This window comes from Martelella endophytica (assembly GCF_000960975.1).
Lineage (GTDB): Bacteria > Pseudomonadota > Alphaproteobacteria > Rhizobiales > Rhizobiaceae > Martelella > Martelella endophytica.
This window is the reverse complement of record NZ_CP010803.1, coordinates 3007588-3028683: the sequence shown is the minus strand read 5'-3', so window position 1 is coordinate 3028683 and position 21096 is coordinate 3007588. Positions and strand designations below refer to the sequence as shown.

Below are 21096 nucleotides of genomic sequence, written 5' to 3'. Positions count from 1 at the left end.
ATTTAGCAACGCATCAATGACGCCGACAATCCAGCCATTCTGCTACACCTTGCTGACACAGGCCAACGGCATGACCATCGGCGTCATCCGCCCGAACAGATCGACCTCGATTACGACATCACCCTTGCCCATGGTGTTGGGCGTCACCACCGTCCCCAACTGCCCGGCGAATATCCCGTCCTCGACCGTCACCCTGTCACCGGCAACGACCAGTACATCGCTCTGCCGCTCGTAGTCGAAGGCTCCATTGTCCGCCTTGCGCAGGAGAGCTGAGATGGCATCGGCCTTGAGGGCATAGGGTGTCTCCCATCCCCCGAGGATCGCCGTGACATGCTCCTGCCTCAGCAGCCCTCTCAGCGCCTTCGCCGTGCTGACGAAGCGGACGAGGACATAGCCGGTCATCAGCACCTCGTCCTGCGGCGGCAGCAACTTGCCACGGCGCTTGCGTCGCTTGCCCCGGCGCATCGGCACCAGCGCCTCGGCCCCGATCGCCTTCAGGGCTGCTTCCGTCTCCTGCTCATGGCCCGGATGAACAACGGCCACATACCAGCACGCCGTGTCGCTTTCGGTGTCGGAAGCTAGCGCCCCCTGCTCGTCCCGCCGCATCCGCCGAATCGCATCGTCCCGCTCCAGCTTGCGCAGGCTGCGTTCGCCGAGTTCCGCTTCGATGCTGCTCGTCATTGTGATCCTTGCCGTTGCTGCTGCCGTCATCTCCGCCACCATCCCCACTATCGTCATTGTGCTGCCGCCTCGCTCTGTCCGATCCGCTGTAACCTGTCGAAGAAGCCGTTGAGCGCCGTTGCCGGCGTGCCGTCATCGAGCGGCGGGAAGTAGACCCATTCCGCCCTGCCCGTATCGGTCAGCCACGGATAACCCCGGGCCCTGTGCTCCTGCTCCCATGCCAGCCAGAGATCGCTTCCGACCTTCACCGGCTCGAAGTCAGAGCCGAGCAGCACCGTTTCCGCCGAGACCCGGACACCTCGGCCCGGATAGCGCACCGCCTGATCATGCATCGCATTCACGGAAGGCCAGCCCATCTTCTGCATCCGCTCATGCTGGAGGGCGTTGCGGTCCGTTCTGCCTGCAGCGATCTCATGCTCCTGGAACCGGGTGAGCGGTGGCAGCGGTGTGCAGGGTTCTGCAAGCCGGATGAAGCGCTCGGCCATCCACGCCTTGCCGAACGTTGCGGCCATGGCAGGGCCTGTTGCCGGGGCTTCCATGCCTTCGGGCACATCCTGCCAGCGCTTGTCCCTGAGATAGGTGCTGGCAGCAAACTTCACCGCCCTGCCCTTCATCGCGGCAAGGGTGAGGAAAGCAGGCAGCAGGGTCGAGGCCCTCTCCCGGTCTTCCGCCGTCAGTCCCTGCCATTCGGCAAAGGCCCGCTCGTCGCTGTCATCGCCGAAGGTCGGCCATTGGCGGTAGAACTTCAGGAAGGCCTTTCGCACCATCCTGCGGTCTTCGCTGTCAGTGCCGGTCATCGTGCCCTCCTGTGGTTCGGTGAGCCGCGGCTCCGGCGATCAGGGCCTTCGCGGCTGCGACCTTCTCCCGGCGCCGTTGCTTCTCCTCCGGCGAGAGCGATGCCGACAGCCGTCGGCGTTCTTCGATGCCACTCACCCGCTCGCGCTCGATCCGCAGCATCTCCCGGTCATGGCGGGCGGCTTCATCGACGAGGGCGGAGAGTTCGGCCGGCTTCGGCAGAAACGAGCGGAAGCGCTCATAGCGGCCAAGCCTGAGGTTCTCGAACACCCGGCGCATGGCACCGACGGGTTTGTCCCTCAGCACGTCCGCATAAAGCTCCGGCGCCATCTCCGGATCGATGCTGTCGGGGAGGATGAAGCCGTATTGCATCAGCTTCGCCAGCATCAGGTCGGAGCGGTGTGCACCTGCCGGTTCAAGTGCGGCTCTCAACCGTCCAGTCAGTTCTGTCGATGTCGATGATGTCTGCATCTCGTTTGCCATTGTTCTGCCCTGTGCGTTTGTCGAAGGATGCCTGCGCCCGCCTGTGGTGTTCACGCAGATGATCGGCGCGTGTTACTGGCCATGGCGGCGACCGGGCCGATGATGCGGCGGGCGTGGACACGGGTTCCGGGGCCGGCCTGTCGGTCCAGCGGTCCTGATTGAGCCATGTCGAGAGGTTGCACCACGGCCGGTCGTCGGTCTTGGCGACGTAGCGCTTCAGGCCGGCGATAATCGTGTCGAAGTCGGCGCGCTGCCGTGCCGAAGCCCATGCCTTCAGCGCCGTCTTGCGGGCAACCTTCTGCGGATAGATCGGCCAGACAGCGTCATCGAACTCCGCCGTCAGCCCGGTGATATCGCCACCGTGTCGACGGGACCGGCGCTTGCCGGTGCTGACGGTGTCGCCTGTTGCCCCTGCCCTCTCCGGTTCGCCTCCGAGGTCGGCCCTGAGACCTGCCCCGGGACCGGTGTTGAGACCGGCATCCGGTTCTGCTGCAAACAGACCCGCTTCAGCCCCGATGGGGGGAGCTTTCTTTTGGGCCCCTTTAGGGGCCTTTTCTTTCAGGGGGGAATTTTTCTGATAGGGGGTTTGGGGGGAAGTGTCTTTTTGTGGCTCACCGTAACGCGTTACGTCACCCGTAACACAGCGTAACGCCGCGTTACGGTCTGAAGCGTCACCGACCGCGGTCCGATCTGCCGTTTCGCCAGCAATCTCAGGGGCTCTGCCGTTCTCGCCTGCCTCCTGCCCACCGTCACGCGTTACGTCACGCGTTATGCCTGCGTTACGGTCTGCCTCCGGTTTTGCCGCCCTCCGTGCCCGATAGCGTGCCTGTCGTCTGGCCGCAGCCGAACGACCGCCATGGCCTTCTGCGACCATGACGTCATCCGCCTCTCCGGTACCAACCGGCACGAACACAGGTTCGCGCTCGGCCAGCGCCGCAGCCGTGCGGCCGATCAGATCGGCATCAACGCCTGCACGCACCAGATCGGCTATGAGGGCGGCAACCGGGGTCATCAGCCGAGTTCCCGCTCGATCCGCTTGCCGATGCGGGCAATCTCGTCGGCCTTGCCGGAAAGATCCAGGGCCAGCTTCAAGAGCCGGTCATGTTCCTCGCAGTGCGCCTTGCGGGCCGCCATGAAGCCGGCATGGAGACGGTCAAAACCTTCTTTCTCGGCGGTGTATTCGTCCAGCAGCGGATTGCTGCCCTCCGGCCCGAAGAAGGCCTCGCGGACGTCGCTCACCCAGGCCCGCGGAACATTCAGGTCCCGGGCGAGCGTGGCATCGGTCCAGGATCCGCGATAGCCGCGGTCGCCATAGACGTCATCCAGCTTCTCGGTGATGATCCGCCGGTCTTCCCGGTCCATCGCCGGTGGCGGGTCTGCCTGCGGCGCGGTGGTGGCCTCTGAGGATACCGGGGCTGCTGTGAGGGCTGTTGTTGCCTTCACGGCGAAGGCCTTCGTTGCAGCCTTTCGCGGCTTTGCGGTTGCCATGTCCTGTCCTTTCGTTTGGGTTCGGGTGTTTCGGCGGCAGGCCGGGCACCGGTCGTCTGCCGGTGTGGCTCCGACCTTCCAGCCGCCGGTGCGGAAGTGGTCCGTGATGGCCTCGGCTGGTGCCTGCCGCAGCGTGGCGGTGAGGATCGCGTAGCCGCTCGCCTCGCAGCAGCCGCAGACGATCCGCAGGGCTGCAGCCATGCTGCTGCCGTGCGCGACGGTGGTGCGCTCGAAGTGGCGAAGCGGAGGTGAGGCGATCACCATGCCGGCGTCCTCCTCTCGTAAGGGCGGTACATCAGCTTCTGGTGTTCCGGGCAGTAGGCAGCGCCTTCTGCCACCGGTCTGCCACAGCAGGGTGCATCCGGGCCGAGCCGTTCGCCGCCCGGGGTCAGCACCAGTCGGCAGCGGAATTCGCCGCAGTCGATGAACGGCACGGTGGGACTGCCCGGGAGCTGCATGTGCTGTGTGTCATAGGCCTCGATCGGCACCTGCCTGCGGATCGGTGCATCGATGGCAGTTGTTGGTGCAGGCTTCTTCTTCCGCTTCGCCAGCAGCCTTGCAGCCTTCGCCTTGCGTTCGGCCTCGATGGCGGCTGCCTTCTCCGCTTCGGTCTTCCTCTCCCTGACGGGAAACAGGTCCGGATTGCGGCGGGCAATGCCGGCTACGACCATGCGCGAGACACCCCACGCCGCGGCAATCGCCGTCAGCGCCTTGCCATCCCGGCGCATCGCGGCCATTGCCTCGATCGCCTGACGGTCCCAGTACCTCATGCTGCACCAGCCTTCCGATCGACCGTCAGGCCGGATCCGTCCGCCAGAAAGTGTTCACGCGGTCGCCAGTCGGTACCGCTTTCGATCATCCTGCGGATGGCCGCATCTTCGGCCTCCTCCTGTGCATCGGCGCAGGGCGCCTCGATCATCGGATGATCGCTCCAGCCGCAGCGGCAAAAGCTGAACCCTGCCACYGAGACGAGATGGCAGGAGATGCGGGGCGAAAGATCTGTGCCCGTCATCGGCCGGCTTTTCCGTCGATCACCGAAAGACCGCCGCCGGCAATCGCGCCGATCAGGCAGCGCTTCAGCCGATCCTCGCTGATTTCCTTGTCGGAGAGCTTCTGCAGGCAGAGCTGCGCCTCGGTCGGCGTCACATGACCGTCGGCCAGCGCCTCGAGGATCGTGCTCATCAGCTCGCCTTCGCTCGCCTGATCGCCCGCCATGCACTGGATCAGCGACAGTGCCGTCCTGCTGCGCTCATCCGATTCCGTCAGCCTGCGTCCGGCAGCGGCTGCCATGGCTTCGGTCACCAGCGGTGCATCGGTATCCTCTTCCAGGATCCTGACCACCGGGATCGGCATGATGTCGGTATCGCGCTTGCCGTTCCAGCGGCCGACGGCACTGGTCGAGCGGTTGGTGATCAGGGCAACGCGCTCGATCCCCCCTGCCCTTTTGATCAGGTCACGCTGGGCGCAGCGGATGGTGAGGATGAACGGATCGATGGAGGGCTCTTCGGCCATGTCTCTCCCTTTCGAAAACAACAAAAGCCATGCGCGCCGGGAAAGGCCCGGCGTCGTTTCCCATGGCGGGACGGTGGATCGCGGTTTAGGGTCAGGTCAGTCGAAAGGAGCGCCTAGGGCGGGTGCAGCCGGGACGGACATGAGAACGATGGGTCAGTGACGGCATCAAGAACGACCGTTTGGGTAAAAACCATCAGCAGGTGACCCCATTGGCAGCAGCATGATCCGGGATAGGCCTGAATGCGAAACCCGTTGGACAGGGCTTCACCACGATCAGAGACCTTTCCAGCATGCTGTGAAGTTGGATAGCTTCGCTCATTGGCGGGTGACCTCACGCGCTTCGGATAAGCAAATCGGCTTATTCCTATCACAGATAGGTATATTCCTATTTTGCCCAGGTCAATTCCTATGAGATGATTTTCTTCATGGACAAAATCAGAAAACTTATCGCGAAACGAATCGAAGAGAGGGGGCTGACCTACAAGCAGGTTTCTCTGGCTTTGGGGAAGAATCACGCTTATATGCAGCAATACGTTGAACGCGGTGTGCCCTCCACACTCCGAGAGCGAACGCGATCTCAATTGGCGGAGCTCCTCGATATCCCCGAAGAGGATATCGGCGGACCACAACAGAAAAAGGCTACCCGCGCGCCAGCGGGAGACGTTCCCAACTTGACCATACATTCCGGAGCCGGAAACGGCGGCCTGCTACATATCGCCGTCGACGAAGCCGGCAAAATCAGTGATCCCGAACATACAGATGGCTTCTGGTCGTTTCCCGAAAGCGTCAAAAACCTCTGGCGAAGCATGGGAAACACGTATGCTCTTCCGGTCATCGGCGACAGCATGGACCCGACGATCACAAGTGGCTCTTTTGTGTTCATCGACACAGGGCATACAACGCCTGTCCCAGAAGATATCTACGCGATCAACTACGGCGACGGCCTGATGGTAAAGCGCATTGCCCTGGTGCCGAGATCAGACAAGGTGCGGGTCATTTCCGACAATAGTCGCTACCCGGATTACGAGTTGCTCAGAACAGACGTCGAGGTCTATGGCAGGGTCATTGCCGTTTTCCAGTGGCGCGGCTGAAGCCCCGCGATTTCGGTCGTAATCACCATCTGAATATCAGAACCCGCCGCAAGCGGGTTTTATTTTTCCCACACCAATAGGCATATTCCTATTTTCCCTATTGACGACGCAATAGGTTTATTCCTATCGATAGGCCGCTCTCACTTGTTCGTCATCTTTCACCGACGAACGCAGAGGAACGGAGGATGCAATGAACGTCTATCTGGTGAGGTCAGCAGACACCAAACAACTGCACGGCATCGTCTGGGGCAATCTCGATCAGATCTGGGATGTTGTCGACGAAGTGGCCGAACCCTCGGACTTCGAATTCGCCAAACTCAGTCCCGGCGGATTGTTTTCCGAAGTAGGGATCGAGCCGCGCGTTTCCGATGACACCCACAGCCCCGATGAGCCCGCGCTACCCAATGGCGGATACCTGCCGCCAGACCTCGATCCGTCGGAAGTGACCTTCTACGCCCTGACCGAGCCTGATTGCCTCCGATGGCGCCGCTTTGACGACACCCTCGCCAAGCATGGGCTCGTCTCGCGCATCTTCGCAGCCGTGGATGGGCAGAATGGCGGTGATGCATGATCGTCCGCCTTTCCGCTCATAGGCACCCCCTCACTTTGGCCGACTGCGCCTTGCTGCGCCGGATCACCCTGCCGGTGGTCGTTCTTGGCGGTGTCCTTCTCCTCCTCCTCACCATCCACGCGCTTGCGACCTTCGAGGCCGCGCTTGCAGCAGCCTCGGGGGTATGACCATGACGCGGCACGAAAGCATCGCAAGCGGACCTACAGGCGCGGTATCCAGCCATGGCTGATCGCCTACCCGCACGGGAACGGCTCGACAGCTATCGTGCGCTGATCTCCCGGGCTGTTCCACTCATCCACGTTATGGCCGACACCGCCGGCATGCATCTGGAGGTCACAGGTCCTGACGAACCGGAGGTCATCTGCTCGCTTCCCGCCACCTGCCCTGCCGACAATCGCGAACTGATACGACGGCATATAGAGATCCCGGCCGATCTGATCGGCATGCTGGATGCCGCCGCCAGACGTGACGCCGAGCGGCGCCGTGAGATCGAGAAGCTCAAGCAGGCGCTTGAAGCGCAGGGTGGAAAGCCTGCGAAAGACTATGCCGCAGAATGCGCCATGAAGTGCACCGAGCCGGCCTTCATGCGGTTTCTGATCGAGCGGCATGACCTGCCGCATCCGGCGACCGACAAGATGGCCGCGACGCGCGTGCGGTCGGTGATGGCGATCACCAGCCGGAGCCAGCTGAACACAGACCCAGAGGCTGCTGCCCGCTGGCGCGAAATGGTCAAGGATTTTGAAGTATGGAGGCGGAGAGGATGACGTCGCAGCCATCTGATATTCCGCTCCATGTACCGCTCGCCGACATCGAGAAGGGGCGGGACCGCCTCGCCCAGGAGATCGTCGCCCGGGGAGACGACGCCACTCCACTTCTCGAGCTTTACGCTTGGGTGGAGGGGCAGATCGAAAAACGCCTCCAGAACAGGTCGATCTTCGAAGCGGCGCGAGCGCGCGTGGCGCAGATGAAGACAGCCGGACAGGCAGCGAGCGTTAACGAAACTAAAGGGCTCAGTGGGGTCTGAGTCGCCTCCTTCTGGTCCATCAACAATGGTCAATCAGACTGAATTATGAGCTGATGCACAGCTGCCGCCTGCCGGACCAGGTTCACCTATAACCACGTTAGTTGACAGCACCCCTCACAAAATCGCCTCATCAAAATCCAACTTGATCTTCTCCAGCGCATCCCGCTTCCAGGAAAGCGAGCCGCCCGCGCCATATTGCGGACGATCGATCGTGTGTCCCATGATCATCATCCGAAGTTCGGTATCGACGCCAGCCTCCTTCATTCGATCCTCGAAGGAATGACGGAGAGAATAGATCTTGTGGCGTGATGACGGGAACAGCTTATTCTCCCGGAAGAATTTATTGAGCGTCGCCGAAAGTCCGTTTTCCTTGTTCTTATAGCGCGGGAAGCCGTCCGGATGCGCACGCATGGCGGCAAGTGCAACCCCTACCAGCGGCACGGCGCGGATAGAAGAAGCCGTTTTGATCTCGCGCCGGTCATCGGGATCTGAACGTGGCTCGATCAAGATATGCGGCACATCCGCGTTAAGGTCGATCATGCCATGGGTAAGGTTACAGATCTCTGACGGCCGAGCCCCGGTCTCAATCAGCGCCAGCAAGATCGCCCTCGCCTCGTCATTAAGCCCAGCAAGTGCCCCGGCCCTAAGGATCCGCTTGGATATCCACTCGGTAGGGAAAGGCGGGCGGGTTGTCTTAACCTTCTGGGAAAAAGAAAGTCCGGCGAAGGGATTTTTCACATCGTCAAGGCCGCGGTAGCGATGGTAGTCAGCGAAGAGTTTCCGCATATTGCCGACATCGCGGTTGCCCGACGAAGCGGTGTGCGTTGCACGACCATCCTTTGGGGCAATGCGCGTCAGCCAAAAGTTATAGAATTTCGTGGCGTCCTGCCTCGTAATTTCATCGATCGGCTTATCGCCAACAACCTCGATAAAATTGTTGAGCGCCCGCCGCTTCACTTTCAGCCATGAAAACCTCTGGAAATCGCTCTTGCCTGTTAGTTCCGGCGCAGCGATTTCGTCAGTGTAAACAGAAAAAGCTTCGGAAACCGGCACGCGCGGATGCTTTTCAAGCCCTACGACAGCCGAAGCGTCATGGCCTCCGACTGGAAGCCGGGAAAGCGCCATCAGCCGGTCATGAATCATCGACCCTGTTTCGCTGGCAAGAATTTCCATAGCGGTCCGATAGGAGAAGCCGAGCGCATGCGCCCTAGCGACGGCCGCTTTGTAGCGGGCATTGGCCTGCTCGCGGTCACCACCGGCCAACATGGACGCCCAAAGCGCGTTGTCGGCCTCCTCATGAATATCTCTCTTAACCCGGGCTTCCGAAAGATCGCGCGTGCCCAGTGAAATTCTCACGGCGGGCGAACGCTCATCAACAGCTGCAAGCTTCGCCGGTACCCTTCTTACATAGGCGTAGATGCCTGAACGGCGCTGCAGAAAACGATCAGGATTTTCTCGTCCGTTGGAAGCCATTTGAGCACTCTGTAGCACATTTTGATACACAATTCGCTACACTGTTGTTTGTCAGATGAAGTTGCAATATCCGGGAACTGGCGAAAACAGACGGGAACCGGCGCGAATGCTTTGTACCTCAAGCGATCTGCCGATATGATGGGCGGCGACGTCAGGAATTGCCTTTGACAGCTCAGGTCTTCAAAGTTCATCATCTAGCCTGAGCGCAGCCCAGTGGCAGCCAACCTCTTCAAAAAGCTTGAAAACAGAAGCATCCGCAGTGGATGCGTCATAAGGTCCCTTATGGAACTGAAGAGCTCCCTCCCCGCCAAGCGCCCGAGATATAAGGCTTCATGGTTTTGAGGGCATTTTCACGGTCGGGCTTGAAAAGCCCTTTAGTGGGCGACAAATGTCCCTCGAACTGCGCCTCCTACATGCCGCAGAGCGGGCAAATCTCAATTCAAATATGGAAATAGCTGCCATATTTTGAATTTAACGAATAATTTTAGTAATTTAACCAGAATTTTTCCTTTAGGAAACTTGGAAGCGTGCTTAAGCGACTGCCAGTGGCAAGCACATTGATAGTCGGTGGGTAGTCTTCAAAGCTGGCTTCGTTAGAAAACGCCTGGCCTGAAGGGTACTGCCTTTCCAACCTTTTTTTGCAGAAAACACTGCTCCTGGAGAGTGCTCGCCGAGCTACATCTTTTATCTGAGGACTGATAATTTCTTCTTTTACAAGTGCAAGGAAGCAATTACCTTTTCGGAAGAGGAACAGGATAAAGATTCGCGGGGAGCCGATGAGCACAGAAAACATGTTCGACAGCCTCAAGGTCGCGGTCGAGAATAGGAAACTAACCAAAGAAATATTAGACTTACTACTTCCTCATGGAAAACCCTATGACTCAGAGGGACAACTTTGGGACTATAAGGTCAAGGCCCCGGTACTAGATATATCTCCCAACGAAGAAGACAAGCTGGCTCATCGCCTGGCAATTGGCGAACTCGTAAAAGATGCTGTCGCCTTTCATAATGCCTTTGGTGGTTATATCTTGTTCGGCGTAAGTGATAAGGGCAGAAACCGTCTTATCGGTTTTAACGAAATTTTCAATTGCTCAGACTTCAATCGCTCCGTGCATAGCTATACTGGAACAAGTATCGAATGTCTTTACACAAATCTTGACTATCAACCTCCGTCGCGCAAAGCGCCGTTAACGTTGGGCCTGTTATTGATTCCACGTCGCTCCGAGCACGCTCCGCCGGTTCGGATGGTTCGCAAGGGGCCGAAGAAGGCTAACGAGAAACCCTGCTTCCAAGAAGAAGTTTATGTGCGCATACGCGATGAATGCCGCCCTGCTACGAACACGCACGAAGACTGGAAATTTTTGCATTCGAATCGACTTCCACCAGAGGAAATTCCAACATCCGGCCCGGTTCAAATTCAGTCACACTTACCTGCACGTGATGACGACCTCATTGAGTTCGTAGGAAGAGACCAGCAACTGGCAAGCCTTCGCCAATGGATCGGAGATTCGCGCAGCCCGGTGCGCTTAATCACAGGAATTGGCGGTCTGGGCAAAACAACGCTTGCTTACCATTTTGCCGAAGAAATAACTGAAACCGGAGCGGGCCAGGTCGAGGCAGTAATCTGGCTCACTGCAAAGAAACAAACCTTCTCAGCACTTCGCGGGCGAATGGTCCCAACTTCACGAGTCGACTTTTCCGATCTAAGCACGCTTTACTTAGCGATTTTAAAAATTCTTCGCTACGACTTCCCAATCTCGGAGGAGGACCCGAGCTTCGTTGAGATCGCGGATCGACTGGTGGAAGGACTAATGCACATCCCCTCATTAATCATCGTCGATGACCTCGACACACTCCTGCCGGATGAACAGAAAGAAACAGTAGCCGCTTTAAACAGCTTGGCCTTGCGAACAGTCGGACGAGAGTTGCCCCCTTCGCGAGTGCTTATGACTTCGCGAATAGATCAAGGGTTGCCTCCGACCTCTATTGTAAAAATCCGAGGACTAGAACGACAGGCCTTCCAAGCTCACTTAAACAATCTGTGTTCACTTTTCGGAATTCCGCTCTTTACTGGGCAGGGCCTTGAAGAGGTATTCGAGGCGTCGTCGGGCTCACCGCTCTTCGCTGCTTCAATCGCTAGGTTGATTAAGCTTGGCGAGAATCGTCGCGAGGTCGTTCAAAAATGGAGAGGCGCCGACGGTGAGGAAGTACGCAGTTTCGCCTTTCAACGAGAGCTAGCTCGCCTCAGCCCTATGGCGTCTCGCGTCCTTTACGCGGTGATTTTGCTTGGTGAAACGACGCTGAAAGATATCGCTGAGGTACTAGACCTACCTGAGCGAAGGGTTCGCGATCAGGTGACGGAACTACAGGCCTATCATCTAATTTCCACAGTCACCCACACGCACAGCGACGCTGCGATAAGCGTACCCGACGAGCTGGGGGCCGTGGTCGACCTTATTAGGGATCAGCTCGGCCTCACCTCACAGACCGTTGAGACCGCTGTAGCGCGCGCTCATGAGAAAAGCGGTAGTCAGGAGAAACAAATTGGTGCCGGAATTAGAGCAATTGCGAGGATGTGGGCCGACAGGCAATTTGGCGAGGCTTTGATCGTTGCGCAGGATTTAAGCAAAAAGTTTACGGATAACGGTGATGCGGCTAGTATCCTCGGGGCGGCCTATCTTCGCACAAGGCCTCCCAAGCATCGCGACGCGGACCGCGAACTAGAACGCGCGGTCAAATTGGGTAGCACAAAGCCGGAATTGCTGCCTAACACCATAGAGGCGAAGACGGCACTAGAGGATTGGATCGGCCTCCGCGAATTCACTCGCACACGTATGTCCACTGAAACCGGCCGAGACATTGCCCTCTCCGCCCATCTTAAAGCTAACTATGAACTGATTAAGACCGCGAGGTTGCGCGGAGACCAAAGGCGCATTGCGGACCTAGCTATTGAGGCGGTTGAGCGCATCTCAGCGAAGATGAGACGCGCACGTCTTGAACAAAACTTCTTTCAAAAGCTAACGCAAGAGCGTTTTGATTTTGCTCGGACCTATATCGAAGCTGTAAAGCAAGATAATCCCCGTCCAGGGGATCGATTAAAAGTATTTGAAGCCGTCTCGCGACTGGCAGTAGCTGATGTAGTCGTCGTAAGTTTGCTCGACATGGGTGTAGAGGCTCTTGAACAATGGTGGAATGACGTCGAGCAAAGAGCGTTTGCCGATATCACCGCATGTAAAATCCTCAGTCGCATGCTATCGAAGCTAGAAGCTATGGAGCAGCAGATTAACGCTTACAAACGCGAGGCTACGATATCAGATGCCATCGAGTTGCGTCGACGTGAATTAGAATATCGGGGCGCCCAGCTTCAGGCATCGATCGGCTAGTCTCAACTGAACGAGGATTACTTCCGCGTGAGGGTTGGATTGAAGCGATTCGGTTCACGATTAACTGCGTCTGCGCCGCATCGCAAACTCGACCATTAGCCGGAGCAAACCAATACCACACTTATGGCGTTATAGAGGATTAACCACTTGACGAAATGTCGACTTGTCGACACTATCGTGACATGAGTGAATCAACCAAAGACCTAAAAGCTAACCGGCAGATTGTTGGCTTCAGCCTCTCACCGGAAATGGCGCGCGCCGTGAAAACGGAGGCGGCTTCGCGGGACCTGTCATTGCGAAAGCTCTTTGAAGAGATGTGGATTGACTACCAAGAACGGCGGCAAAAGGCTTCATCATGATCCGGAGTGAAGTGGAACTAGCCGCTCTCTCCCTCGCGTTGATATCTGATAAGAGATTTCTGACCGCTGCAGAGCGGAAAGTGGAAGCACGAGAATATATACATTCTTCGGTTGTCGAGAGCACCCGCCTTTTGATCCAGGCTGGCGAAGATCCGCTTGGTGATATTTTCGGACGAATCCGCTCCGTAGGCGTACGCCGCGAAAATGGAGCTACGTACACACCACGCGTGATTGTCGACGCCATGATCGCATGGGCAACCGCAAGGCCAATCGCACCCGTACGCATTGTCGACGCAGGAGCCGGCTCAGGCCGTTTCACTATGGCCGCCGCAAAACAATTCCCAAATGTGCCACTAATTGCCGTTGAGACCGATCCTTTAGCAGTTCTAATGCTTCGTGCGAATGCGAGCGTTTTGGGATTTGCTGATCGGCTTAACGTTAAACTCATGGACTATCGGCAACTCACCCTACCCAAGGTCATTGGACCGACTCTGTTCATCGGAAATCCGCCATACGTGCGTCATCATGACATATCGCAAAAATGGAAAACTTGGCTAGCAGTAGAGGCCGCGAAAGTCGGCTTCAAAGCCAGCAAACTTGCCGGGCTGCACGTCCATTTCTTTTTGAAAACTCGCATGATCGGGCGGCGGGGAGATTACGGCGCGTTCATAACAGCGGCCGAATGGCTTGATGTAAATTACGGTCGCCTTTTGCGTGACATGCTTGCTGATGGCTTGGGCGGCACATCGGTGCATCTAATTTCCCCAAAAGCGATGCCCTTCGCGGATGCCTTAACTACTGGCGCGATCACTTGCTTTCAGGTCGACCATCGGCCCGATGAGTTCACTATGCGCAGTGTCGATCATGTGAGCGAGCTTTCAAGCCTTGCCGACGGGCGCCGCGTCTCCTGGGACGATCTTAATGGTGCGCAAAAATGGTCAATGCTGATCCGCACTACTCCTAAGCCGTCACCCGGCTTCATGGAGCTTGGCGAGCTGTTTCGCGTACATAGAGGACAAGTGACTGGCGGCAATCACGTGTGGGTTCATGGCGATCATGCGCCACCACTTCCTGAGCGGTTTTTGCTTCCGGCAGTTACGCGAGCAAGAGAGCTGCTAGCAGTCTCATCAGTGCTGCGTTCCGCCGATAACCTGCGGCGCGTCGTGAACCTTCCCGTGGAACTTTCTGATCTGACGTCCGCGGAGCAAAGAATGGTCGAAGCGTACCTTAAATGGGCACGGGAGCATGACGCTGATATGTCATATATTGCGAAGCATAGGCGAGCGTGGTGGAGCGTGGGCTATAAAGATCCTGCGGCCATCCTCTGCACCTATATGGCACGACGCGCCCCTCATTTTGTAAGAAACGCGGCAAAGGCCCGCCATATTAACATTGCTCACGGCCTATATCCGCGCGAGCATATTCCCGCAAAAACACTAGACTCAATTGTCCGACTCTTGCACGATGGAGCTACAACTGATGGCGGGCGTATCTATGCAGGCGGACTCATTAAGTTTGAGCCGAAAGAACTGGAGCGCATTGCCATACCTCGGCTAGAGAGCTTGCATGAAATTACCGAAGAGATGGACAAGAACCGAGCTGGAAGAAGACTGCAGAGAGGCAGAGACTACGTTCAGACATGAACGGATGGACGAACCGCTAGAGTTATATTCGGAGCATTTTCAGAATTTCAGCAAGATTTTTGGCGCTTTGGTTGATCGAATTCCAGAACTGAGGAATCCGAAGGTTGATGCCTCCGTAATCGCAGATTTGATGCGCAACGATGATAGCCGTCGAGCTTTTTGCTATCTCACCGCTCCGCCAATATCAGAAGACGATCTCAAAACGCTCGTTGAGGCATCTATTGCTCCGACGAGGCTTGAAGAACACCCAGATAGCGCTGAAAAACTGCGGGGCATCATTTTCCGCATTTTGGACCCACATCGTTTTCCTTGGGTGAAAGAAGGGCGGGATCCTGATCCGCATGAACGCTCGGCGGCGATCATCGCCTCGGCCGCTTTAGTGTCAGCAAAAAAGGTCGAAACCTTTCGACGCAACGATGCGAAAGATCGGCAAGAAGAAAAGGTCAAAGAGCTGCTCCGCAGCTTGGGCTACACCGAGATTCCTAAGAGGGATATCCTGAACGCATCGGCAGCTCCTGCAGTTGGCGAATTCATGGGTGAAACCCCGCTTGCGGGCGCAAAAGCTGATGTGGTGGCGACAGTGCCAAGCGGACGCATCATGGCGATCGAATGCAAGGTCTCGAATTCAAAGGTGAACTCCTATAAGCGCATTGTCCATGACACGGGTGGAAAGGCAACAATCTGGCACGACCAGCTTGGCCGCGCGAATGTCCTAGCCAGTGCCGTATTGAGTGGCGTTTTCAGCGTTTCGAATTGCGAGACTGTTCAGAACGATAAAGGCGTATATCTTTTCTGGGATCATCGCCTCAATGATCTACGGGAATTCATTACCTCACTAACATAAAGCGCAATTCGGCTTCTGCAGCTTTGAAGAGAACAGAAACACAACACTCAAGGTTTGCGCTAAGGCACCCGGCAAAAATACACGACCCTGCCCAGGGACCTCCCCTACCCCGAAGACGTAGATGCAGCCGTGTTCGATTTTTCAATTTGGCATTGGTCTACGACGAGGAGGGAGTTGTCGGGGGATCGTAGAATGTGTGTTGCGTGGGTTTTGTTGTTTTTATGTCGCCTCTATGTCGAGACGTCGGGGTATGCTTTGCGGACAGTGGCAATGATCTCAAGCATTTGGTTGCCGCTGATGTTGATAAGCTCGTACCAATCGGTCAAGTTTTCTTCCTTCCTCGGGGAAAAGTTCATCGGAAGCAGCTCCTCCCATGACTTCAAGAGCTTTCTGCCAAAATAGTCGCTGTTGTGTTTTAGCGCATTTGTCAGGTCACGCACGGCGTCAAGGCGGTCAGGAAGAGTGACCCCCATCTTCGACAAAGCGTCCCGCAGCACAGTATGATTCGGTTTGTCTTTGAGGTTTGCCCGTCTCGCGAGATTACGTTCCCAGTTGTGATAGAACGCGATCACATAGGGCTTGTACAAGTTAGCAATTGCCTCATCCGTAGCGTCGATTTGGAAAGCGTACACGTCCGCCTGATCCCAAAGCTTCACACCGTCGTCTTCCCACTCTCCAATTCGCACTCCGCCTTCTTCGTATTGGTTATACTCTTCTTGAAGAGTAGCTCTCTGATCCCGGAGCCCCCTCAGCGCCGCTGAGAGTGTATCCTTAAGGATATCAACGGACTTGCTATAGCGATAAGCATCAGCATCAAATCTAAACCCTAAACTTGGCGACATGTGTAAGCCCTCAAGGCGCCCTGCAGAAGTAAATCACCCTCCCCAGCACGCTCAGCTCATGAGCGTGGGTGCGGTCGAGGGTTTCGGTGGGGTAGACGGTGTTGTCGGAGACGAGCTCCAGTTTGCCGTCGATGCGCCAGCGGGCGCGTTTGACCAAGAGGACTTCGCCGAAGCGGAAGACGTAGATGCAGCCGTGGGCGATGTCTTCGTTCTGGCTTTTGTCCACGATGAGGAGTGAGCCGTCCGGCAAGGTCGGCTGCATACTGTCGCCGCGGGCGGTCATGACGAAGCAGTTTTCCGGCGAGCCGCCTTGGTTGCGAAGGAAAGCCCGATCGAATGCTATCGCGCCTTCCGGGAGTTCTTCCAAGGCAATTCGGCCGAAGCCCGCGGCGGCTTCGGCAGCGAAGTAAGGTAAGGTGATAAGGGTCTTTTCAGACTTTGGCGTAGCGCCGCCATCGAACATCTGACCTTCACCGGTCAAAATCCAATGGACATTGACCCCGAATTTCTCGCGGTAGGCCAAGAGCACGTCGCTGTTGGGCTGATTGTCGCCTCTCTCGTAATTGGCGACACTGCGACTGTGTATTCCTAAAACATTCGAGAATTCATCGCGTTGCTGGTCACCGATTGCTGTTCGGATTTCCCGGAGGCGTCGACCGAGCTCGGTTTTAAAAATCTCTTGGCGTGCCACGCAATCCCTAAAACATAAAATCCGGGTTTACAAAGTCCGGAATATGTCTTATCCCTACATCTGTAGCGCACTCGCTGACGGCAAATGCGCATTGTTTGAACCAAAAATAAGGGCTGCGCCAACAGCCCTGACCGGAGAGACAGATGCCGGATAAGCCCAGAACTTGGGATCAGTTCGCGATCAAGGCGGAGCTTCATCGTCGCGGCATGACGCTGACGAAGCTCGCGGAGATCAGCAAACTCAATCCCGGAACCTTCCGCGCGGTATGGGCGCGGCCCAACCGCAAGGTTGAACGCGCGATCGCCCGCTTTCTCGAGGTTCCCGTCGAGCAGCTCTTTCCCGGCCGCTATCCCAAACGGTCGAACACCATTCTGTCGCGCGAATACGCGGCAGAGTCCACAGGCGAGAAGACCACGAAGGACGCCGCCTGATGAACGTGGAGCGGGAGGATCAGCCGGTTCTGGCCAGTTTCTCCGGTTCTTCGGAGAGGCTCATCTCTGTCGAGACACTCGAGCCCCCGGCCGACGCGCGCTTTCCGTCCGCTCCACGACTCACATTTTTTCCGTTTTTTGCTGCAACCACAAGTCTAATCGTCACGGCGAATTAGACATGCCGGAGAGACGCATGTCCTTCAATCTCCACAGCGCCCAGGAACGCGAACACGCGCTTTACCATGCCTGCGTGATGGCGGTGCGGGAGGGGTTTCCCTATCTGACGGTCGGCGAGATCATTGACCCACCACATGAAATGTTCGACGCGGCGCTGGCGCGCCAGATCGCGCTGCACATGCTGATCCGCAAGTTCAACGTGCCGAAACGGCGCGTGGCGCGGATGCAGGAAAGATCCCGCGAGTCCGTATACCGGGCTCTGCGCATCATCGACGATCGCTGCGAAAACCCGGTGTTCCTGGCCTACTACGCCGCCATGGCGGAGCGCGCCGACGCGGCGCTGCTCTCGATCTTTGAGGAGGCGGCGTGATGGCTGTTTCCAAGATCATTCCCATTGCCAAAATCCATGTGCCGGAGCGGCTTCGCGCGGTCGAGGAAGACCACGCGCTGGCAATCTCGGCTTCCATTGTCGAGCACGGGCTTTTGAACCCGGTGACGGTGCGCGCCACGCCGGCCGCCAAGGGCGGAGCCTACACGCTGGTGGCTGGCGCGCACCGGCTGCGCGCCATGGAACTGCTGGACGAGATGGAAATCGACGCGGTTGTCGTCGATGCGGATCAGCAGGAGTCTGTGCTTCTGGAGATCACCGAAAACCTCTTTCGCAATGAGCTTTCGGTTATCGACCGCGCGGTATTCGTTCAGACCTATCGCGATGTCTGGGAGAGCAAGTTCGGCAAGGTTGAACCAGGCCGCCCCGGAAATTGTGCCAACTTGGCACAATTAATCGAAGACGAGGGCACGCAAGGGTTTTCCGGCCACGTGGCGGACAGAATGGGACTTTCAAAGCGGTCGTACTTCCGTCTCAATCGCATAGCCCAACGCCTCCACGCCGATCTTCGCGCCGCCGTGCGCGGCACGCCGGTGGCCGATAACCAGGCGGCGCTGCTGAAGCTTGCCAAGATGGAGCCGCAGGAGCAGCGGCGCGCGGCGATCGCGCTTCGTGCCGAGGGCGGTGATCTGAAGAAGGCGCTCGGCCATGTGAAGGCCGTCCGTACCTCGGAAAAGCCAGAGGCGAAGCGTGACGGCATGCTTAAGGCGCTGCTTGATATCTGGCGCCACGCCGATGACGCAACGCGCAAGGCGTTTCTGGCTGAAATCGGCCGGGAGGATGCGGCATGAAGCCCGATCCCGATCAGCTCGATTTCTTTGCCGCGCCGCTGTTTCCGGTGCGCGAGGCCGCGCAATCCATCGACCTTGAGCGCTTCCGGGCGCGGGTGAAGCGGGCAATGGCGCGGGCGATCCGCGAGTGCCCTTATGACCGCCCCACGATCGCGGCGCGGATGGCGCTCTATCTCGGCCTCGCCAGCATCTCCAAGGCCACGCTCGATGCCTATACGGCGGAAAGCAAGAACGGCCACGATATCAGCCTCGCGCGGTTCAAGGCATTCGTGCGGGCCACCGGCGCGGTGTGGCTTTGGGACGAGATCGTTTCCGATGACGGGCTGCTGTTGCTGGAAGGCGATGAGGCGCGGCTTGCCGAGATCGCCCGGCTTGAGCAGGAGCGGCGCAGGTTGACCGCCGAGCTGAAGACGCTGACGGCGCGCCCCGTGAACATTCGGCGGGGGCGGTCATGAAGGAGTGGTTTACCTCCACCGAGCTCGCCGAGGCGAAGCTGCCCGACATGCCGGGCACGCGCCGGGGCATCGAGCAATTCGGCGAACGCCAGGGCTGGCGGGCCAGCGCCCATGTTCGCAAGCGCGCGGGGCGCGGCGGCGGGTTTGAATATCACATCTCGCTTCTGCCGAACGCCGCCCAGGCGCGGCTGAAAGTCGGGCATTTCGAGGCCGAGCATAAGCAGGACCGCGAAGCCGCTGCTGCCCGCAAGCAGCTTTGGGCGAAATATGAGGCCCTTTCAAAGCCCCATAAGGAGGCCTGTGAAAGGCGTTTGAAGGCACTTTTGAAGGTCCGTGAAATGATCGACGCTGGCGTGACCGCGCGCACCGCCTTCGAGGTCGTTTCGAAGATGGAGGGCGTTAGCCAGCGCGTGCTCTATTACTGGCAGTCGCTTGCCGACAAAGCGCCGCGCGCCGATTGGCTGGCCGCCCTCGCCCCCTCGTTTTCCTCCGCGACACGAGCGGCTGAATGCCATGAGGAAGCATGGCGGTTTCTGATTTCCGACTATCTGCGCCCGGAGCGTCCAGCCTTTTCGGCCTGCTACCGACGCATGATCAAGGCCGCCGAGCAGAACGGCTGGTCGCCAGTCCCAGGCGAGCGCGCCCTGCGCCGTCGCCTTGAGGCGGAAGTGCCGCACGCCGAGCAGGTGATTGCCCGCGAAGGCGGCGACAAGGCGAAGGCGCTTTATCCGGCGCAGCGCCGGAGCAAGGTCAGCCTGCACGCCATGCAGGCGGTGAACATGGACGGGCACAAGATCGATGTGTTTGTCCGCGTGCCCTGGTCGGAAAAGCCGACGCGCATGTATCTGCTCGGCATTCAGGACGTCTATTCCGGCAAGATCGTCGCCTGGCGTCTTTCCGAGGCGGAGACCTGGGAAACGGTCCGGCTCGTCATTGGCGACATGGTCGAGGCATTCGGCATTCCCGATGACATGGTGCTCGACAATGGCCGGGCCTTTGCCAGCAAATGGATTTCCGGCCAGAGCCGCACGCGCTTCCGTTTCAAGATCCGCGACGAGGATCCGCGCGGGCTGGTGACGACGCTCGGCATCAATCTGCATTTCTCGCAGCCCTATTCCGGCCAGTCCAAGCCGATTGAACGCGCCTGGCGCGATCTTGCCGAGGCGATCGGCAAGCATCCCTTCTGCTCCGGTGCCTATACCGGCCGGAACACCGAGGAAAAGCCGGAGAACTACGCCGCGCGGGCGATCCCGCTGGAGGAGTTCAGGATGCATGTGGCGGCGCAGGTTGCCGAGCACAATGCCCAGCCGGGACGGCGTTCGGAGACCTGCAATGGCCGCAGCTTCGACGAGACGTTCGAGGAGAGCCTGGCCAAGCCGACCAGCATCGTGCGCTGGCCGACGGCGGCGCAACGCTCCCTCTGGCTGCTCGCCTCGGAGGCGATCAAGGCCGCCAAGGGCAATGGCATGATCCATTTTCAGAAGAACCGCTACTGGTCGCCGGAGCTCACGCAGTATGCCGGTAAGAAGATCACGGTTCGTTTCGACCCGGACAATCTCCACCAGCCGGTGAAGGTCTACGATCTCGACGACAGGCTGATCTGCGCGGCCGAGTGCCTTGATGACACCGGCTTCGGCGACATAGCCAAGGCCCGCGAGCACGGCAAGAACCGCAGCGCTTACCTGAAGGCCCAGAAGGCAGCGCTTGCCGCCAAGAAGAAGCTCACCGCGCGCGAGCTCGGCGAGATCATCTATCGCGGCGAAAAGCCCGAAGCCCCCTCGCCTGTCGAACCGCAGCGCCCGGCCGTCACGCGCATAGCAACCGTGCCGCAGATGAAGCCGCAGCAGCAGGAAGACGAGATCGATTTCGAAGAGAGTTTCTCCCGCGCCATGTCCATGATCCGGGGCGATGGCGGGGTGATCAAGTTCCCGAAAGGGAAGGCGTCGGACGCTTAGTCATGTCCGGCGGACAACC

At 58.3% G+C, this 21096-nt stretch carries 25 protein-coding genes; 14 read left to right on the top strand and 11 right to left on the bottom strand.

What is annotated here, in order from left to right; translation table 11 throughout:
- Window positions 1–42 precede the first annotated feature (42 nt).
- From nusG to TM49_RS13820, 8 genes are read right to left on the bottom strand one after another with little or no spacing between them, the layout of a single operon-like run.
- Window positions 43–738, bottom strand: coding sequence for a transcription termination/antitermination protein NusG (gene nusG / locus TM49_RS22675; RefSeq protein WP_082074743.1), 696 nt, complete (start codon window positions 736–738; stop codon window positions 43–45).
- The gene (locus tag TM49_RS13850; protein WP_144409567.1) at window positions 735–1478 is read right to left on the bottom strand and encodes a hypothetical protein; all 744 of its coding nucleotides are present in this window, start codon (window positions 1476–1478) and stop codon (window positions 735–737) included. The genes nusG and TM49_RS13850 overlap by 4 nt, the downstream gene beginning before the upstream one ends.
- Window positions 1465–1908 carry a hypothetical protein gene (locus TM49_RS13845; RefSeq protein ID WP_158498638.1) on the bottom strand — a complete coding sequence of 148 codons (444 nt, stop codon included), beginning with the start codon at window positions 1906–1908 and terminating at the stop codon, window positions 1465–1467. Before TM49_RS13845 ends, TM49_RS13850 begins: the two co-directional genes overlap by 14 nt.
- A complete protein-coding gene (locus TM49_RS22670; protein WP_052699846.1) occupies window positions 1892–2971 on the bottom strand; it encodes a hypothetical protein in 1080 nt (359 codons plus the stop codon). The genes TM49_RS13845 and TM49_RS22670 overlap by 17 nt, the downstream gene beginning before the upstream one ends.
- A complete protein-coding gene (locus TM49_RS13835; RefSeq protein WP_045682098.1) occupies window positions 2971–3711 on the bottom strand; it encodes a hypothetical protein in 741 nt (246 codons plus the stop codon). The genes TM49_RS22670 and TM49_RS13835 overlap by 1 nt, the downstream gene beginning before the upstream one ends.
- Entirely contained in the window at window positions 3705–4217 is a 513-nt protein-coding gene (locus TM49_RS13830) for a GcrA family cell cycle regulator (protein WP_045682096.1), read from the bottom strand. Before TM49_RS13830 ends, TM49_RS13835 begins: the two co-directional genes overlap by 7 nt.
- Entirely contained in the window at window positions 4214–4459 is a 246-nt protein-coding gene (locus TM49_RS13825) for a hypothetical protein (RefSeq protein WP_045682094.1), read from the bottom strand. Before TM49_RS13825 ends, TM49_RS13830 begins: the two co-directional genes overlap by 4 nt.
- Window positions 4456–4959: a hypothetical protein gene (locus tag TM49_RS13820; RefSeq protein WP_045682092.1), complete on the bottom strand. Its 504-nt coding sequence runs from the start codon at window positions 4957–4959 to the stop codon at window positions 4456–4458. The genes TM49_RS13825 and TM49_RS13820 overlap by 4 nt, the downstream gene beginning before the upstream one ends.
- 425 nt (window positions 4960–5384) lie before the next feature.
- Between TM49_RS13820 and TM49_RS13815 the strand changes: the two genes are divergently transcribed.
- The 5 genes from TM49_RS13815 to TM49_RS13800 all read left to right on the top strand — a co-directional run bounded on the left by TM49_RS13815 (window position 5385) and on the right by TM49_RS13800 (window position 7645).
- Complete coding sequence (locus TM49_RS13815; RefSeq protein WP_158498637.1) at window positions 5385–6050, top strand: S24 family peptidase; 666 nt, start codon at window positions 5385–5387, stop codon at window positions 6048–6050.
- Window positions 6051–6240: 190 nt separating this feature from the next.
- Complete coding sequence (locus TM49_RS13810) at window positions 6241–6621, top strand: hypothetical protein (protein ID WP_045682089.1); 381 nt, start codon at window positions 6241–6243, stop codon at window positions 6619–6621.
- A gap of 35 nt (window positions 6622–6656) precedes the next feature.
- Window positions 6657–6788, top strand: coding sequence for a hypothetical protein (locus tag TM49_RS23990; protein WP_280136241.1), 132 nt, complete (start codon window positions 6657–6659; stop codon window positions 6786–6788).
- Window positions 6789–6842: 54 nt separating this feature from the next.
- Window positions 6843–7385 carry a hypothetical protein gene (locus TM49_RS13805; protein ID WP_144409565.1) on the top strand — a complete coding sequence of 181 codons (543 nt, stop codon included), beginning with the start codon at window positions 6843–6845 and terminating at the stop codon, window positions 7383–7385.
- Window positions 7382–7645 carry a hypothetical protein gene (locus tag TM49_RS13800; protein WP_144409564.1) on the top strand — a complete coding sequence of 88 codons (264 nt, stop codon included), beginning with the start codon at window positions 7382–7384 and terminating at the stop codon, window positions 7643–7645. The genes TM49_RS13805 and TM49_RS13800 overlap by 4 nt, the downstream gene beginning before the upstream one ends.
- Window positions 7646–7759: 114 nt before the next feature.
- On the opposite strand, the gene TM49_RS13795 is transcribed toward TM49_RS13800, so the two are convergent.
- Complete coding sequence (locus tag TM49_RS13795; protein WP_045682082.1) at window positions 7760–9118, bottom strand: DUF6538 domain-containing protein; 1359 nt, start codon at window positions 9116–9118, stop codon at window positions 7760–7762.
- A gap of 776 nt (window positions 9119–9894) precedes the next feature.
- Here TM49_RS13795 and TM49_RS13790 point away from each other — a divergent pair.
- From TM49_RS13790 to TM49_RS13780, 4 genes are all read left to right on the top strand, one after another.
- Window positions 9895–12501, top strand: a complete 2607-nt coding sequence (locus TM49_RS13790) for an AAA family ATPase (RefSeq protein WP_082074742.1) — start codon at window positions 9895–9897, stop codon at window positions 12499–12501.
- Window positions 12502–12683: 182 nt separating this feature from the next.
- Window positions 12684–12860: a hypothetical protein gene (locus TM49_RS23665; RefSeq protein ID WP_158498636.1), complete on the top strand. Its 177-nt coding sequence runs from the start codon at window positions 12684–12686 to the stop codon at window positions 12858–12860.
- On the top strand, window positions 12857–14503 hold the full coding sequence (locus TM49_RS13785; protein ID WP_201777004.1) for an Eco57I restriction-modification methylase domain-containing protein: 1647 nt from the start codon (window positions 12857–12859) through the stop codon (window positions 14501–14503). Before TM49_RS23665 ends, TM49_RS13785 begins: the two co-directional genes overlap by 4 nt.
- 4 nt (window positions 14504–14507) lie before the next feature.
- Window positions 14508–15347, top strand: a complete 840-nt coding sequence (locus tag TM49_RS13780) for a XamI family restriction endonuclease (RefSeq protein ID WP_158498635.1) — start codon at window positions 14508–14510, stop codon at window positions 15345–15347.
- Window positions 15348–15577: 230 nt separating this feature from the next.
- Here the strand turns inward: TM49_RS13780 and TM49_RS13775 are convergent, their stop codons facing one another.
- Entirely contained in the window at window positions 15578–16189 is a 612-nt protein-coding gene (locus TM49_RS13775) for a hypothetical protein (RefSeq protein WP_045682076.1), read from the bottom strand.
- A gap of 10 nt (window positions 16190–16199) precedes the next feature.
- Window positions 16200–16880 carry an XRE family transcriptional regulator gene (locus TM49_RS13770; protein WP_052699845.1) on the bottom strand — a complete coding sequence of 227 codons (681 nt, stop codon included), beginning with the start codon at window positions 16878–16880 and terminating at the stop codon, window positions 16200–16202.
- Between the two features lie 143 nt (window positions 16881–17023).
- Between TM49_RS13770 and TM49_RS13765 the strand changes: the two genes are divergently transcribed.
- The 5 genes from TM49_RS13765 to TM49_RS13745 all read left to right on the top strand — a co-directional run bounded on the left by TM49_RS13765 (window position 17024) and on the right by TM49_RS13745 (window position 21077).
- Window positions 17024–17311 carry a helix-turn-helix domain-containing protein gene (locus tag TM49_RS13765; protein WP_045682074.1) on the top strand — a complete coding sequence of 96 codons (288 nt, stop codon included), beginning with the start codon at window positions 17024–17026 and terminating at the stop codon, window positions 17309–17311.
- A gap of 193 nt (window positions 17312–17504) precedes the next feature.
- Window positions 17505–17858: a hypothetical protein gene (locus TM49_RS13760; protein ID WP_052699844.1), complete on the top strand. Its 354-nt coding sequence runs from the start codon at window positions 17505–17507 to the stop codon at window positions 17856–17858.
- Entirely contained in the window at window positions 17858–18667 is an 810-nt protein-coding gene (locus tag TM49_RS13755; protein ID WP_045682072.1) for a ParB N-terminal domain-containing protein, read from the top strand. The genes TM49_RS13760 and TM49_RS13755 overlap by 1 nt, the downstream gene beginning before the upstream one ends.
- On the top strand, window positions 18664–19122 hold the full coding sequence (locus tag TM49_RS13750; RefSeq protein ID WP_045682070.1) for a hypothetical protein: 459 nt from the start codon (window positions 18664–18666) through the stop codon (window positions 19120–19122). Before TM49_RS13755 ends, TM49_RS13750 begins: the two co-directional genes overlap by 4 nt.
- Window positions 19119–21077, top strand: coding sequence for a transposase domain-containing protein (locus TM49_RS13745; protein WP_045682068.1), 1959 nt, complete (start codon window positions 19119–19121; stop codon window positions 21075–21077). Before TM49_RS13750 ends, TM49_RS13745 begins: the two co-directional genes overlap by 4 nt.
- Window positions 21078–21096 lie beyond the last annotated feature (19 nt).

Excerpts from the sequence above, each read along its gene's own strand:
- TM49_RS13755 (WP_045682072.1), top strand. The coding sequence starts at position 17,858 with ATGGCTGTTTCCAAGATCATTCCCATTGCCAAAATCCATGTGCCGGAG.
- TM49_RS13785 (WP_201777004.1), top strand. The coding sequence starts at position 12,857 with ATGATCCGGAGTGAAGTGGAACTAGCCGCTCTCTCCCTCGCGTTGATA.
- TM49_RS13835 (WP_045682098.1), bottom strand. The coding sequence starts at position 3,711 with ATGGTGATCGCCTCACCTCCGCTTCGCCACTTCGAGCGCACCACCGTC.
- TM49_RS13850 (WP_144409567.1), bottom strand. The coding sequence starts at position 1,478 with ATGACCGGCACTGACAGCGAAGACCGCAGGATGGTGCGAAAGGCCTTC.
- TM49_RS13745 (WP_045682068.1), top strand. The coding sequence starts at position 19,119 with ATGAAGGAGTGGTTTACCTCCACCGAGCTCGCCGAGGCGAAGCTGCCC.
- TM49_RS13750 (WP_045682070.1), top strand. The coding sequence starts at position 18,664 with ATGAAGCCCGATCCCGATCAGCTCGATTTCTTTGCCGCGCCGCTGTTT.
- TM49_RS22670 (WP_052699846.1), bottom strand. The coding sequence starts at position 2,971 with ATGACCCCGGTTGCCGCCCTCATAGCCGATCTGGTGCGTGCAGGCGTT.
- TM49_RS13815 (WP_158498637.1), top strand. The coding sequence starts at position 5,385 with ATGGACAAAATCAGAAAACTTATCGCGAAACGAATCGAAGAGAGGGGG.
- TM49_RS23665 (WP_158498636.1), top strand. The coding sequence starts at position 12,684 with ATGAGTGAATCAACCAAAGACCTAAAAGCTAACCGGCAGATTGTTGGC.
- TM49_RS13790 (WP_082074742.1), top strand. The coding sequence starts at position 9,895 with ATGAGCACAGAAAACATGTTCGACAGCCTCAAGGTCGCGGTCGAGAAT.
- TM49_RS13830 (WP_045682096.1), bottom strand. The coding sequence starts at position 4,217 with ATGAGGTACTGGGACCGTCAGGCGATCGAGGCAATGGCCGCGATGCGC.
- TM49_RS13765 (WP_045682074.1), top strand. The coding sequence starts at position 17,024 with ATGCCGGATAAGCCCAGAACTTGGGATCAGTTCGCGATCAAGGCGGAG.
- TM49_RS13820 (WP_045682092.1), bottom strand. The coding sequence starts at position 4,959 with ATGGCCGAAGAGCCCTCCATCGATCCGTTCATCCTCACCATCCGCTGC.
- TM49_RS13805 (WP_144409565.1), top strand. The coding sequence starts at position 6,843 with ATGGCTGATCGCCTACCCGCACGGGAACGGCTCGACAGCTATCGTGCG.
- nusG (WP_082074743.1), bottom strand. The coding sequence starts at position 738 with ATGACGATAGTGGGGATGGTGGCGGAGATGACGGCAGCAGCAACGGCA.
- TM49_RS13780 (WP_158498635.1), top strand. The coding sequence starts at position 14,508 with ATGGACGAACCGCTAGAGTTATATTCGGAGCATTTTCAGAATTTCAGC.
- TM49_RS13800 (WP_144409564.1), top strand. The coding sequence starts at position 7,382 with ATGACGTCGCAGCCATCTGATATTCCGCTCCATGTACCGCTCGCCGAC.
- TM49_RS13810 (WP_045682089.1), top strand. The coding sequence starts at position 6,241 with ATGAACGTCTATCTGGTGAGGTCAGCAGACACCAAACAACTGCACGGC.
- TM49_RS13760 (WP_052699844.1), top strand. The coding sequence starts at position 17,505 with ATGTCCTTCAATCTCCACAGCGCCCAGGAACGCGAACACGCGCTTTAC.
- TM49_RS13795 (WP_045682082.1), bottom strand. The coding sequence starts at position 9,118 with ATGGCTTCCAACGGACGAGAAAATCCTGATCGTTTTCTGCAGCGCCGT.
- TM49_RS13775 (WP_045682076.1), bottom strand. The coding sequence starts at position 16,189 with ATGTCGCCAAGTTTAGGGTTTAGATTTGATGCTGATGCTTATCGCTAT.